At 60.0% G+C, this 12,748-nt stretch carries 14 protein-coding genes; all 14 read right to left on the reverse strand.

Annotated features, from left to right (window positions below; genetic code table 11):
- Nucleotides 1-120 precede the first annotated feature (120 nt).
- Nucleotides 121-315 (reverse strand): 4Fe-4S dicluster domain-containing protein, encoded by a 195-nt coding sequence (locus ACZBJS_RS03700; protein WP_128971097.1) that lies wholly within the window; start codon nt 313-315, stop codon nt 121-123.
- A gap of 641 nt (nt 316-956) precedes the next feature.
- Nucleotides 957-2,069 (reverse strand): alanine dehydrogenase, encoded by a 1,113-nt coding sequence (ald, locus tag ACZBJS_RS03705; protein ID WP_463438388.1) that lies wholly within the window; start codon nt 2,067-2,069, stop codon nt 957-959.
- 419 nt (nt 2,070-2,488) lie between these two features.
- On the reverse strand, nt 2,489-3,535 hold the full coding sequence (gene hypE / locus ACZBJS_RS03710; RefSeq protein ID WP_463438389.1) for a hydrogenase expression/formation protein HypE: 1,047 nt from the start codon (nt 3,533-3,535) through the stop codon (nt 2,489-2,491).
- Nucleotides 3,532-4,674 carry a hydrogenase formation protein HypD gene (gene hypD, locus ACZBJS_RS03715; protein WP_463438390.1) on the reverse strand — a complete coding sequence of 381 codons (1,143 nt, stop codon included), beginning with the start codon at nt 4,672-4,674 and terminating at the stop codon, nt 3,532-3,534. Before hypD ends, hypE begins: the two co-directional genes overlap by 4 nt.
- Nucleotides 4,671-4,907 (reverse strand): HypC/HybG/HupF family hydrogenase formation chaperone, encoded by a 237-nt coding sequence (locus tag ACZBJS_RS03720; protein ID WP_463438391.1) that lies wholly within the window; start codon nt 4,905-4,907, stop codon nt 4,671-4,673. Before ACZBJS_RS03720 ends, hypD begins: the two co-directional genes overlap by 4 nt.
- Nucleotide 4,908: 1 nt before the next feature.
- A complete protein-coding gene (gene hypF / locus ACZBJS_RS03725; RefSeq protein WP_463438392.1) occupies nt 4,909-7,167 on the reverse strand; it encodes a carbamoyltransferase HypF in 2,259 nt (752 codons plus the stop codon).
- Nucleotides 7,164-8,111 carry a hydrogenase nickel incorporation protein HypB gene (hypB, locus tag ACZBJS_RS03730; protein ID WP_463438393.1) on the reverse strand — a complete coding sequence of 316 codons (948 nt, stop codon included), beginning with the start codon at nt 8,109-8,111 and terminating at the stop codon, nt 7,164-7,166. Before hypB ends, hypF begins: the two co-directional genes overlap by 4 nt.
- Entirely contained in the window at nt 8,111-8,452 is a 342-nt protein-coding gene (hypA, locus tag ACZBJS_RS03735; RefSeq protein WP_229159175.1) for a hydrogenase maturation nickel metallochaperone HypA, read from the reverse strand. The genes hypB and hypA overlap by 1 nt, the downstream gene beginning before the upstream one ends.
- Complete coding sequence (locus ACZBJS_RS03740; protein WP_463438394.1) at nt 8,445-9,539, reverse strand: hypothetical protein; 1,095 nt, start codon at nt 9,537-9,539, stop codon at nt 8,445-8,447. The genes hypA and ACZBJS_RS03740 overlap by 8 nt, the downstream gene beginning before the upstream one ends.
- Before the next feature lie 100 nt (nt 9,540-9,639).
- Nucleotides 9,640-10,503 (reverse strand): hydrogenase expression/formation protein, encoded by an 864-nt coding sequence (locus ACZBJS_RS03745; protein WP_463438395.1) that lies wholly within the window; start codon nt 10,501-10,503, stop codon nt 9,640-9,642.
- Nucleotides 10,504-10,523: 20 nt separating this feature from the next.
- Entirely contained in the window at nt 10,524-10,934 is a 411-nt protein-coding gene (locus tag ACZBJS_RS03750) for a thioredoxin domain-containing protein (RefSeq protein ID WP_463438396.1), read from the reverse strand.
- 187 nt (nt 10,935-11,121) lie between these two features.
- Nucleotides 11,122-11,412 (reverse strand): HypC/HybG/HupF family hydrogenase formation chaperone, encoded by a 291-nt coding sequence (locus ACZBJS_RS03755; protein ID WP_463438397.1) that lies wholly within the window; start codon nt 11,410-11,412, stop codon nt 11,122-11,124.
- Between the two features lie 16 nt (nt 11,413-11,428).
- Entirely contained in the window at nt 11,429-12,028 is a 600-nt protein-coding gene (locus ACZBJS_RS03760; protein ID WP_463438398.1) for a HyaD/HybD family hydrogenase maturation endopeptidase, read from the reverse strand.
- The gene (gene cybH / locus ACZBJS_RS03765) at nt 12,025-12,744 is read right to left on the reverse strand and encodes a Ni/Fe-hydrogenase, b-type cytochrome subunit (RefSeq protein ID WP_463438456.1); all 720 of its coding nucleotides are present in this window, start codon (nt 12,742-12,744) and stop codon (nt 12,025-12,027) included. The genes ACZBJS_RS03760 and cybH overlap by 4 nt, the downstream gene beginning before the upstream one ends.
- Nucleotides 12,745-12,748 lie beyond the last annotated feature (4 nt).

Here is a 12,748-nt window from a genome sequence, read left to right on the forward strand (position 1 = left end):
CCAAGTCACGGCCGACTCGAAGCCAGGGTGTGAAAGAACTAGGAGACCGACCCAAAAGGTAGCCGCCCTCGAGGATTTCGATCATGTTTTGCGCCGGAGGCCACCCGTCGGCTATTCGAACTATGCCGGCACACAGGTATCGGGCACCGGACAAACGACGGCGCATTGCGGCGCATCAAAATGCCCTTCACATTGAGTGCACTGGCTCGGATTGATCACATATATGTCGTTCTTCAGGCTGATCGCGGCATTAGGGCATTCGTACTCACACGCACCGCAGACCGTGCATTGTGACGCGATTATTTTGTAGGCCATCACTCCGATTCCATAAGCAAAGGTGCGGGACTACGCCTTGCCTTCAAGTCTCATGCCAAGGAGTCTTGTGCTTGATTTGTCTCGGCTACTTTCGATAGCGCAAGCCGCCGCCTCGACCAGGTGTCGTAAACCCTACAATCGGCATCGCAGCTGCTTGATCTCGTAGCTTGCGCATTGTCGAGATTTCGCGATAGCCAGCGATCATGTGAAGGGGTTCGCCAATAAGACGCAGCTCGGCTCGACCTGACGTGGCGGCGGAGCGCTTTTGAAGTGGTATCGATTGTAGCCGTGCCACCGCCTCGGTGGGGATCGCAGATCACCCTCTGGTGATGGCTCTGCTCACCCGGACAGCGGCAGCGAATTCACCACGATGTCAATCGGGCGACGTCGTCATCGGCTCAACCAACGTCTCCATATCGCAACCAGAAAAATCGTCGCGATGGCGCTAGATAAATCCGCTCCGGTGATCGAGGCCCCCTGGCCGAGCCGGCGCACGCAAGTGTTCAAATCTCGCAGATTACGGCCGCGCTCGGCGTCGCAAATAACTCTCAGCGGACCCCAGCAGATTGACAAAGCCGAAAAAAAGCCACCCCGGAGGGTGGCCCAAGTCAGGGAGGAAACGCCCGTAGGGGCCTCTGGGATCAGGCTGCAGCCTGCTCGATCGGTGAGAACGGGAGCCCGAGACTGTCGGCCACCGCCTTGTAAGTCAGCCGGCCTCGATGGACGTTGAGGCCTGCACGCAGATGCGGATTTTCCAGCACGGCGGAAAAACCCTTATTGGCCAGAGCCAGGCCAAACGGCAGCGTGGCGTTATTTAGTGCCTGGCTCGAGGTCAACGGTACGGCGCCGGGCATATTGGCCACGCAATAATGAATGATGCCATCCACTTCATAGGTTGGATCGGCGTGAGTGGTTGGGTGCGAAGTCTCAAAACAGCCGCCCTGATCGATAGCGACATCTACGAGCACGGCCCTCTTACGCATCGAGCTCAGCATGCTCCGGCGGATCAGCTTCGGCGCACTCGCACCTGGAATGAGCACGGCACCGATCACAACATCGGCCGCAAATACCTCTTCCTCCACAGCTTCGATGGTCGAAAACCTGGTTCGAACGCGCCCTTCGAACAGCTCATCCAACTCGCGCAACCGAGGTATCGAGCGGTCGATGATGCTCACCTCTGCACCCAAACCGACCGCCATCCGTGCCGCGTGCGTACCAACGACGCCACCACCGATCACCACGATGCGGGCCGGCTGAACACCGGGCACGCCACCGATCAACAGCCCTCGTCCGCCTGCACTGCGCTTTAGGGCGCTACCTGCCGCTTCGACCGCGAGCCTGCCTGCGACCTCGCTCATCGGAGCCAGCAGCGGAAGGCCACCATGCCCATCAGTCACGGTCTCATAGGCGATCGCGGTGCAACCCGATTTTAGAAGCCCCTTGGCCTGCTCCGGGTCCGGTGCCAGATGCAGATATGTGAACAGGATCTGGCCCTCCCGCAGCTGGCTCCATTCGGACGGCTGAGGCTCCTTGACCTTCACGATCATTTCGCTCGATGCGAATACCTCAATTGCAGAATCCAGAATCGCTGCGCCGGCGCTGCGATAATCGTCATCGGTTGCGCCAATGCCAGCGCCGGCATTGGTCTCGATCATTACGCGGTGTCCTGCTGCCGCGTATTCGCGGACAGCTCCAGGGGTCAGGCCCACTCGATATTCGTGTGCCTTGATTTCCTTGGGAACTCCGACCTTCATTTGCAAACTCCCTGCCTAGGGCGCCTTTCTAATTGAAAGAGCGCAGCGATATTGCGACGCAGCAGCCCAAATGGCGCAGGAATTCAGCGATCTTTGATCAGCCGCGCAGGTTTTCGAACAAGCCGATGCCGAGTGGGTTGAGCGACCGTGCTCGCTAAGCTTAACCGTCGTACTCCGCGATACGATGTCTCGGTTAATCGGGCTCTCGGCTCGTGGAAAAGCTAACAACGATTCCAGTCTTGCCGACCTTGTTAAAGAACGAATATTGTAGTTTGCCAGTGAGGCAGGATTTGCCCAGAGACTGGATTGTTTGCCACCGCTGATGGCCAAATGACCATTATTGATCATCAATCTGGCTCCCAGGACGGCGGTGCCGACGCTTGACGCCTTCATGCTCGTCGCAATTGGGCGTGGATTGTTCAACAAATCCGAGGCAACTGTTCGCCTGACAACCAATCGACGATCCGTCCGCCGCCGAAACTGGTCGCTATCTGCACAAATTTGTGATCGTCAGCTACCGTCTCGCCAATATCAGCAGCATCGCATCCGAGCGGATGCGCCTTCATGGCTGCAAGCACTGCATCGGCCAAATCGGGCGCGACGATCGCAACGAGCTTGCCCTCATTAGCGACATGGATCGGATCGAGCCCAAGGAGTTCGCAGGTTGCCGCAACCGCTGGCTTCACCGGAATGGCTGCTTCCTGTAGACGGAAGCCAAGGCCCGATTGATGCGCAATCTCATTGAGGGTTGCCGCAAGACCGCCGCGCGTGGGGTCGCGCATCACCCGGATGCCGGCGCCGCCAGCCGCAATCATGACCGCAACTAGGTTATGCAGCGCTGCGGAATCCGACACGATCTCGGTTTGAAACGCGACGTTCTGGCGTTTTGACATGATTGCCACGCCATGGTCGCCAAGGCTGCCGGACACCAGCACACGGTCTCCGACCATGGCCTTATCGGCGGAGAGATCGAACCCATGGGCCAGAGCGCCGATCCCGGTGGTGGAGATAAACAGACCATCGGCCTTGCCGCGCTCGACGACCTTAGTGTCCCCCGCAATGATGTAAACGCCCGCGCCGCGCGCTTCCGCGCCCATCGAATCCGCAATCGTCTTCAGATCAGACAGCGGGAAACCCTCCTCGATGATGAAGCTGGCCGACAGATAGAGGGGGCGCGCGCCGGACATCGCGACGTCGTTAATCGTCCCGTGCACCGCGAGTGAGCCAATATTGCCGCCGGGAAAGAACAGCGGCGAAACCACATAACCATCGGTCGTCATCACCATTTTACCCGTCTCAACGTCAAAGGCCGACTGATCATTGCAGCGGGCAAGCCATTCATTGCCGAAGGCTCGGTGAAAAAGGCTGGAGATCAGCTGTGCCATGGCTCGTCCCCCGGCCCCATGGGAAAGATCAACGCGTCCGTTCTCGAGATCGAGCTTGCGTTGATAGCCCTGTACGCTCATGACGTTCGCCTCACCTGATCATCGCGAACCCGGCCATATGTCCAATATGCCGCACAAGCACCTTCCGATGAGACCATGCAGGATCCTATGGGAGTTTCCGGCGTGCAGAGGGTTCCAAACAGCTTGCAGTCGACTGGCTGCTTCGCGCCGCGCAGGATGGCGCAGCACTCGCACGCCGGATTGTCGGCGACACGCAGTTCGTGCATCGCAAAACGCGCCTCCGCGTCGAACCGCGCGTAGACCCGCTTCAGCTTCAGTCCACTATTTCGTACGAAACCGAGCCCGCGCCATTCGAACTGCTCACGCGATTCGAATACCTGCGAGACCTCGTCTTTGGCGCGCCGATTGCCTTCACGCCTCACTGCTCGGCTGTATTGGTTCTCCACGTCGTAGCGGTCTTCGTTCACCTGCCGCACCAGCATCAGGATCGCCTGCATCACGTCGAGCGGTTCAAATCCGGCGATCACGATCGGCTTGCCGAATTGTTCCGCCAGGAGCTCGTAAGGCTGCGTCCCGATGATCGTGCTGACATGTGCAGGCCCGACGAAACCGTCGATTGCGGCCCCGCCGATATTGCGGATCTTCGGGTTCTCGAGGATGCTCTGCATCGCAGAGGGTGTGAGCACGTGGTTGCAGAACACGCTAAGGCTCTTCAGCCGCTTCTTCTCGGCTATCCGGATCATCATGGCTGTCGGGGGTGTCGTGGTCTCAAATCCGATGGCAAAGAACACGACCTCGCGGCTCGGCGCCTGTTCGGCGATCCGGATGACGTCGAGCGTCGAGTAGACCATCCGGATGTCTGCGCCGAGCGCCTTGGCTCGTAATAGGGACTGTCCTTGCGAGCCAGGCGCCCGTATCAGGTCGCCGTAGACGCAAAGGGTAACCTCCGGCCGCTCGACGAGACGAATCGCCATGTCGATCCGGCTGGCAGGTAGAACGCAGACCGGACAACCAGGCCCGTGGATCATGCGCACATTCGCGGGCAGCAGATCCTCAAGGCCATAGCGTGATATCGCATGCGTGTGTCCACCGCAGAATTCCATGAACCGATAGGCCTTTTGCGGATCGGCTTCGGCGCTGATCGCACCGGCGAGCCCCTGCGCAAGGGTCTTGTCGCGAAATTCGTCGGCATATTTCATGGCCGGAGTTCCCGCCCTGCGCTGCCTAGCTCCTGGAGGAGCTCCAGCGTGCGCTTGGCTTCTATCGGATCGATCTTGGCCAGCGCGTACCCAACATGCACAAGGACGTGATCACCGACGTCGAGCTCGTCGATAAGAGCAATCGATATCTCCAGGCTAACACCATCGATGCACACGACGGCCATGTGGTCGGGAAGAAGTTTTACGATCTTTGCCGGAACCGAAAGACACATATCAGATTCTCCGTTCGCTGGCGGACGACTGTCCAGCAAGCTGCAAAGCGGCAATCCAGGCTTGGCCAAGGCTCAAACCACCATCGTTGGCCGGCACCCGCTGTGGCACCAGCGGGGTCAGGCCGGCAGCGCAGCACCCGCGCCAGATCTCATCCATCAGTATCGCGTTCTGAAAGCAGCCGCCGCTCAGAACGACGGTATTGACGCCGGTTGTCCGCGCGGAGTGCCTGACCCAGTCAACGCAGGCAGCGGCGAAGGTGCCATGAAACAGGCCGGCTCCGCCAGCGGCGTCAATGTCGTCTGCAATCAACCGCGCAAACAGTGGACGAAGCGACAGCACGCCACCATCGATAGTCCACCCGGCCTCTAGAATCGCAGTCCGCCGCACTAGCGCCTCGAGCTTGATCGCGGCTTCACCTTCATAGCTCTGCCAACTCACAATCCCCAGCAGCGCCGCCACCGCGTCGAATAACCGGCCCGCGCTGGTCGTGGTGGCCCCGCCGGACTGATCGAGCAAGGCCGACATACATCCAGCTTGCCGTTGCGCTGCAAAGCGCGGCGCAATTTCGTTACCCCGCCCGAGCCAGTGTAGTATCGCGCTCGCCATGCGCCACGGCTCGCGGGCGGCGCGATCACCACCAGGCATTTGCAGCGGCGCGAGATGCCCGATGCGTCGGCACATCGCGCCTTCGCACAACAATAGCTCGCCACCCCAGTTACCGCCATCCGAGCCAAAGCCATGGCCGTCGAGCACCAGAGCAAGCGCCGGTCCCGCATGACCATATTCAGCGATCACGGCGGCAGCGTGTGCATGGTGGTGCTGGACAGCAACCACCGCGCGGCCGCTTGCTTGCGCAAAGCGTGTGGATGCCATGTCGGGATGCAGATCATGAGCGATGACAACAGGCTCTACGTCAAGAATCGATGTGAGGTGTCGGATCGTCCCCTCGAACACACGGATGCCTTCGGGCGTATTGAGGTCGCCAATATGTTGGGAGACGAACGCTTGGTTGTCCCGCGTGATGGTGACAGTCGATTTCAGCGCGCCGCCGACGGCGAGCACGGGCGGCACAGACTGCGCGAGCTGGATCGGATCGGGAACATAGCCACGAGCGCGACGAATGAATTGGGAGCGGCCAGCCACCACAGCGACCACGGAGTCATCAGCACGCGTTAAAATATCCCGATCATGGGTCACGACAAGGTCGGCGATCGCCTCGAGTCGGCGCAGCGCCTGTGCATTGTCGATCAGGAGCGGTTCGCCGCAAGGATTGGCACTGGTGACGACAATGACCGGGCTCGGTTCCGCAATCCAGGCTCTTGTCGAGCGAAGCGCATGAAAGATCAGATGATGCAGCGGGGTTACAGGCAACATGACGCCAACGCGAGACAAGCCGGGCGCTATGGCGCGCGCCAGACATTTGCGCGAAGTTAGAAGGACAATGGGCCGCGCTACGGATTCGAGCAGAGCGAGCTCGAGAGCAGTCGCCTCCGCGATCTCGTTGACGCACTCCATGGAACCGAGCATAACTGCAAACGGCTTCTGACTGCGTTGCTTTCTGCTGCGCAGGCGCTGCACGGCGCCCTCGTTACGGGCATCGCAGAGCAGCTGGTACCCGCCGAGACCCTTTATGGCTACGACTTGACCGCCTGCGATTGCAGCGACAATGGCGCTGATCCCATGGCTAAGCCGAGGGCCGCATTCTGGACAGACGATCGCCTCCGCATGAAACCTGCGGCTCGCCGGATCCGCATATTCGGCCGTGCAAGCGGGGCACGGCCTAAACGCCTTCATCACCGTGTTGTGGCGATCGTATGGGAGCCGTCCGGCAATAGTGTAGCGTGGACCACAATGGGAGCAGCTAATGAAGGGGTAAAGGTAATGGCGATTCTCCGGATCGAACAGCTCACTGAGGCATTGCCCGCAGGTCGCGGCGTCGGCGATGATGTGCGTTGACGATTTACCGCCTTCGCTCGCGCCGATCGAAAAGTCTTCTGACGCGAGCGTCGCTGTCTCCTGAACGCAGATGTGGTCGATGCGCGCCAGCGGAGGCGCCTCGAGCGGCAACCTGGCAACAAATTCCGACGCACGGCCGCCTTCGACTTCGATTGTGACTCCCTCCGGGCCGTTGGCGACAAATCCCGCCAATCCGTACCGCGTAGCGAGCCCATAGACGTAAGGACGAAAGCCGACCCCTTGCACCGCTCCGCTCACGCGCACGCGCAGCCGTGTTCGGTCGCAAATGGTTGCGGCGCTCATTGCCTGGCGTCCTCTACGGCTCGCCTTTGGTGAGCCACCTGTCTATCGATCCAAGTGTAGAGCGCGCCAAAACCCTCGCCGGTACGGGCCGAAACCGTAACCACTTCGATCTTTGGATTCGCGCGTCTGGCATATCCAATGGTCTTGTCCAGATCGCACTCAAGCAGTGAAGCCAGATCGATCTTGTTGATCACCATGAGTGAAGAAGCCGCGAACATATCGGGATATTTCAGCGGCTTGTCTTCACCTTCGGTCGTCGACAACACAACGATCTTGCAGGCCTCGCCAAGATCGAAGGCCGCGGGACAAACCAGGTTACCGACGTTCTCGATGAAGAGAATACCGCGCGTGAGCCGCGGCAAGTGGCGATAAGCCTCGCCAATCATTGCAGCATCGAGATGGCACCCCTTACCCGTATTGACTTGAATAGCTGGCACGCCGGCCGCTCGAATGCGTTCGGCATCGTTTGAGGTCTGCTGATCGCCCTCGATGACTCCGGTCGGATAGCTGAGCTTGAGCTCGGATACGGCGCGGACGAGCAGCGAGGTTTTGCCCGCACCGGGACTCGACATAAGATTAAATACCAGCAGCTCATCGGCCGCGAAGAGCGTCCGGTTGTCGGCGGCGATCGCATTGTTCTTGCCGAGGATGTCACGCTCGACCCGAATGATGCGTTCGCGGCTCGTGCCCTTGACCTTCAATCCAGCTGGGCCGGCGCTGCAGCTCAGAAGCGCTTGCCGACCATCACTCTGATAATGTTCGTGATCATGACTGTGGCGGGCATGGGATGAATGCTGCACGCTCTCGTCGCCGTGAAAATGTGCGTCATGGCGCTCACCATCGTCCTGCCCATGAGGATAGCAACGGCCTTGGCTCTCCGGATCACGCGCTCTGGCAAGTTCGATCGAAGACGTCGCTTGGCTGCAACCGCAAACGGTACACATCAATCGATCTCCAGTTCTTTCACTCGCATCTGCTCGCCGCCGGTTACTTGCAACTGATAGCTGCCGCAGCAAGGACAGGGGTCACCGCGGCGAGCAATTTCGACACTGTTAGAACAGCTCATGCACCAGGCGATACCCGGAAGTTCGAGGATCTCAAGAGCTACTCCCTCGGCAATCGTTCGCGTCGCAACGACAGCAAAGCAGAACCTGATCGCATCAGGCGCGACATGACTCAGCGCGCCGATTTCCAGACAGATGCTCCGCACCCGCGACAACGATCGCTGACGCATCTCCTCCTCGACGATTTGGATGATGCCCAGACAAATCGCCATTTCATGCATCGTCAACTTTGCGAAACCTGAGTGTGAATCCGCCACAGGGATCAAGCGATTCAATCACCGCACGAACCGCTTTCTGATGCCGTCTCGCCGTCAGAACCGCGCCCTGCAGGTTCCGGACAAGCGGTCCGGTCCTATGGAAATTCCATTCCGTCGGAGCAAGAAATTCGAAGCGGTATATCTGGCCCTGAGGGTCAAGCTCAACCGCATGATAGAGCCTGCCCCTGGCGCATTCGACCGCGGTCGCGGCGCGTCCTGGACCCAACCTGTAGCTTTTGATGATCCCAGGCTCTGCTGAGTCGATATGAGCACCGGCCTTGAGCCAATCGCATAGCCGAACGATTTCTGCAATTCTGGCCTTCAGCCGCTCGACCGCACCCGACCGGCCCAGCCAGAGCCGATCACGCGTCATCTGGCGTGCCCATGGACCCGTCTCGGGCGCACGCCCCCCAAGGTCGGGACAATGGCAAAATGTCGGGTCATCGCCGAGCAGCCGTTCAATGATGTTGCGGTCGTCGGCAACGGACAGGAACGAGTGCGCGATCCGGATCGATTTCAGGTCGATCTCGTCCAGCGCGGCTATGCGAATTGCCAATGGGCTGCAGGGCCTGGGCGCGCCATCTCCGTTCGGCATGCCGATCGCGGCCAGCCCAGCCACAATTCTTGCCGTCGCTTCGCGTCGAGCAGGACCGCAGGCCGGTTGTCCGCTACCGATAAGTGCTGACATTCCCTGCATCACGGAGCGAATAGCCGCGGCACTGGCGGTGTCCCGGGCAAGATGTCCGACAAAGAGACCCCGCAGCAATTCCACGATGCGCTCGGCAACGACCAGCGCAACACGATGCTGCCTTGTCGCGGGGCTGATCGCTTCGTCGCGCGCCGTCTCGATCGCAGACAGAAGCGCCGTTTGCTGCGCAACGGCACACAATGCGAAGAGCCGCGGGATCTGTTTGAGCAGTAACGAGGCCGGTTTGCCGACGAACAGCCGCGCCAACGGTGGCCGGCCTCGGGGCATGATATCGACCGCGGCAATTACGTCGGCAGCAAGCCAGACCGAGACATCGATTTTGTTGCGGACCACGAAGCTCATATGCACCGCTGCGTCATTAGCCCGCGCAAAACTTGTCGGCAGCAGCCGTCCGCGCGCAGTCTGCGAGGTCCCATCGCATTGCGAGCATTCTTTGAGTTCTTCATGTGAAGTACGCCTCCATAATTTCCTGCAGGCGCTCGGCAGAGTCCTCGAAATCCTCGTCGGCAGCCAAGGCAACGATCGGCACGTCTCCGACCTCCACCGTATCAAGGATGACGTCGTCCAAAGAATTGAAGTACTGCACCGACCAAACGTTCCTCACCCCGGTCGCCTGCACGCGGCATGTGCCGTAACCGCGGAAGATGAGCTGGACCGGACCATTGCCCAAACTTTGCTGCAGGAACGCCATGTCCACAGCACTCATCGGCAGCAACGTCAGATTGATAACATGCGCCCGCATGCCCGACCGCCAGACACGCGCCCGCGCGCGTATTTCCGCAAGCACCGCGAGCACGTTCATGGCGCCGTTCGGTGCCGCGCCGATCGGAAAGTCGGCAGACGTCAACTCAGTTGCGGCGCGCTGCACAATCTGCGGGATTGCCCCAACCTCAACATATTCGTGCGCCGGTTCGGCCCCGATACGCACGCGCCAGATTCCCGCAAGGACCGCCTCCCGGAGTTGCGCAAAAGAGCCATCTGGCAGCGCAACTACGCCGGTGACTTCGCCCTCGCCGAGCACTTCGCCAATTAGCTTGCGCTCGAGCTCGCTGAGATTGGCGAGTCCGTACAGCTGCGTCCGAGTGCTCTGCCGATGGCCGCGAGCGGCAGCGGCGACATTCGACAACAGCACCGTGACATTCGGATAGTTCCTTGCAAGCTCGTCGCCGACGCGCCGGGCGCGCTTGGCTACCTCCTCCATAGTCGCCGGCCCGCTATGGAATACATCGAGACTTTCCGTGCCCGTGGCAGACTTGCTCACCACCTGCTCGGCGTCCTCGGATACGACGTGGACCGCTGTCGTCATGATGCGATGTCCGGTTGGATCTATCGGGAGGCATTGCCGGCACAAATGCTACCAGCGTACAGCCAAACGATCGGTACGACGATGCGGTCGATCTTGACCAAGCGGGCGAGACGCCTGCCGATCAGGCCAAGCGTATCGTGCCGATGGCACCAAATTAGCGTCGATCGACGACGCGGGCCGAGCCGTCCGACCAGCTTTCCAGCCAACGCATGCGCAGGCACTGCGCCTTGCACGCAACGCCGAAGAGCTTTGATCAATTCAGGAAGGGAGAATGCGACATGGACGGCCCGGAGCGAATGCACGGCATCGACCGTCAGCAGCACTTCGGGCGCGCTCGGGGAAGCGTGCGTGACCAGGCGTGCATGCACGCTGATGCTCTCCACCTCAGACGGACAGGATGCGAGGTCATACCGCGCCGGCTGGAACTTCATCAGACTCCTTTCAGATAGTCCTTGGTTTGAGCTAGGTGAGATGTAGCAAGGCACGTGCCAATCATCGTCGGGCTGTGAGGGAGACTGGAATCATCGCTCGAAGCATTTGACTTTTCCATGCGGAAGGTGCGCGCGATTGATCGATTTGCGGGCAGGCGTTGTCACCGCAACATTCGCAGCAGAACCGCTAACGTAGGTGCTTGGGCAATTGCGGCTCACGACCGACCAGGTCCGCAAAGAAGGGGCCGCAGTCCTGGCCGTTACGGCTGGCGTCAAGCCCATCGAGTGCTTCCGAGATCAGTCTTGCTTCATCCTCATCCAAGAGTCGCACGGCGGTGTCGATATGAACGAGCACCCTGGCGCCGACCGGAGCGCAGTAGAGCAGCATGACCGAGACACGCCGCTGTTCGTTGCGATACTCACAAAGTGCCGTGATGTCGTCCGTCTCAACAATCGTCATTGGTAAGCCAAGGCACATGATCAATCGCGGGCCGCTAGATCGGCTGCGCTCCCATCTCATAGCTTGCATGGTCGATATTGTTCGCCAACAGCCGTTCTGACGCAGGCAGCGGCGCCGTTCGCAGTGTGGCCGGCGAGCCCCATTGCGCCAGGAGTTTGCAAGCCAGTTCGATCGCCGGCGCAATCTGCAAGCGCACCGGAGCTGTCAGCGCACCGCCCCAATGCTCTAGGTCCAGCGCCTGACATCCGATGAGAGCGAGGTCTCGCGGGCAGCGGCCAAGCAGATCGGCCGCACTCAAGACCTCCTGAAAGCCGGTCTGATGTAAGCTTATCTTCTTGGCGCCAGCAAATTTTGGCACCTCGGCATCCCGCACGAGCTTCAACTGTCCGGGCGGGAGTGCAAAGTCGATGGCATCGAACACGATCAGGCAATCAGCCTGCTCAAGATAACTCACGAGGTAGAGTCCCTGCGTGCCGCCATCGAGGATGGTGACGTTGTCAGCGACTACATAGCGGCGATGGAATTCCTCTACCGCCCGCACGCCGAACCCCTCATCGGCCCACAGGATATTGCCGATGCCAAGCACAAGGATCCGTTGCTTGTTCTCCGGAATTAGTAACCGCTTGCCATTCAATCGCGAAACTCGCGCTCACCCGAAATCATGGAGGAGATGCTCCGGCGCGACATGATGTCCTCCCGAATCACCGCGTAGATGTGAACCATCACAAAGACCATGATCACCCACAGGCCGAGATGATGCCAGGTATGGACGTCCTGGCTATTCGGCCAGATTGAAAACACCCAACCGAACAGCCTGTCCTGCCAACTGTCGCTACCGGCGCCCTGCCCATAAAGTGCAAAGCCTGTGACGATCATGAACGTGATCGTTTGCGTAAACATAAGGAACATCGCGAGCTGAGCCAGGGGGTTGTGCCCGACGCGTCTATCGGCCTCAACTGCAAGGAACGCGTACCAGCGAATCTCGTGGTGCACCTCGCGCCAAAAGCACCCCCGCCAGAGCGGAACACAAAAGATCTGCATGGCATGTCGATTTCCGATCAGGGCCGAGTAGATACGCAGAACAAAGCCGACGCTGAGGACATATCCTGCAGAGAAATGCGCAAATCGGATATAGCCGAACAGGAAATTGCCGCTTGCCTGTCCCGACATCGCCGGTGTGCCCGTTCCGATCAGATAGCCGGTTAAGGCCAGCATCAGAATGGCCGCCGCATTGACCCAGTGCCACAGTCGCACGGGCGCGTCATAAACGTAGGCGTCGCGATCGCCGATGCCGCGCTCGGTCGGTGCCGCATCGACAGCAGCGGGGGACTGCCGAGCCTCGTTTCGCATGTCC

The organism is Bradyrhizobium sp. KZN70725, from assembly GCF_055264925.1.

What these genes read in the sequence shown, in the direction of transcription:
- ACZBJS_RS03700 (WP_128971097.1), bottom strand. Translation starts at nt 315, where the DNA reads ATGGCCTACAAAATAATCGCGTCACAATGCACGGTCTGCGGTGCGTGT.
- ACZBJS_RS03750 (WP_463438396.1), bottom strand. Translation starts at nt 10,934, where the DNA reads ATGAAGTTCCAGCCGGCGCGGTATGACCTCGCATCCTGTCCGTCTGAG.
- hypE (WP_463438389.1), bottom strand. Translation starts at nt 3,535, where the DNA reads ATGAGCGTACAGGGCTATCAACGCAAGCTCGATCTCGAGAACGGACGC.
- hypA (WP_229159175.1), bottom strand. Translation starts at nt 8,452, where the DNA reads ATGCATGAAATGGCGATTTGTCTGGGCATCATCCAAATCGTCGAGGAG.
- ACZBJS_RS03755 (WP_463438397.1), bottom strand. Translation starts at nt 11,412, where the DNA reads ATGTGCCTTGGCTTACCAATGACGATTGTTGAGACGGACGACATCACG.
- ACZBJS_RS03745 (WP_463438395.1), bottom strand. Translation starts at nt 10,503, where the DNA reads ATGACGACAGCGGTCCACGTCGTATCCGAGGACGCCGAGCAGGTGGTG.
- ACZBJS_RS03740 (WP_463438394.1), bottom strand. Translation starts at nt 9,539, where the DNA reads ATGAGCTTCGTGGTCCGCAACAAAATCGATGTCTCGGTCTGGCTTGCT.
- ACZBJS_RS03720 (WP_463438391.1), bottom strand. Translation starts at nt 4,907, where the DNA reads ATGTGTCTTTCGGTTCCGGCAAAGATCGTAAAACTTCTTCCCGACCAC.
- cybH (WP_463438456.1), bottom strand. Translation starts at nt 12,744, where the DNA reads ATGCGAAACGAGGCTCGGCAGTCCCCCGCTGCTGTCGATGCGGCACCG.
- hypF (WP_463438392.1), bottom strand. Translation starts at nt 7,167, where the DNA reads ATGAGCGCCGCAACCATTTGCGACCGAACACGGCTGCGCGTGCGCGTG.
- ald (WP_463438388.1), bottom strand. Translation starts at nt 2,069, where the DNA reads ATGAAGGTCGGAGTTCCCAAGGAAATCAAGGCACACGAATATCGAGTG.
- hypD (WP_463438390.1), bottom strand. Translation starts at nt 4,674, where the DNA reads ATGAAATATGCCGACGAATTTCGCGACAAGACCCTTGCGCAGGGGCTC.
- hypB (WP_463438393.1), bottom strand. Translation starts at nt 8,111, where the DNA reads ATGTGTACCGTTTGCGGTTGCAGCCAAGCGACGTCTTCGATCGAACTT.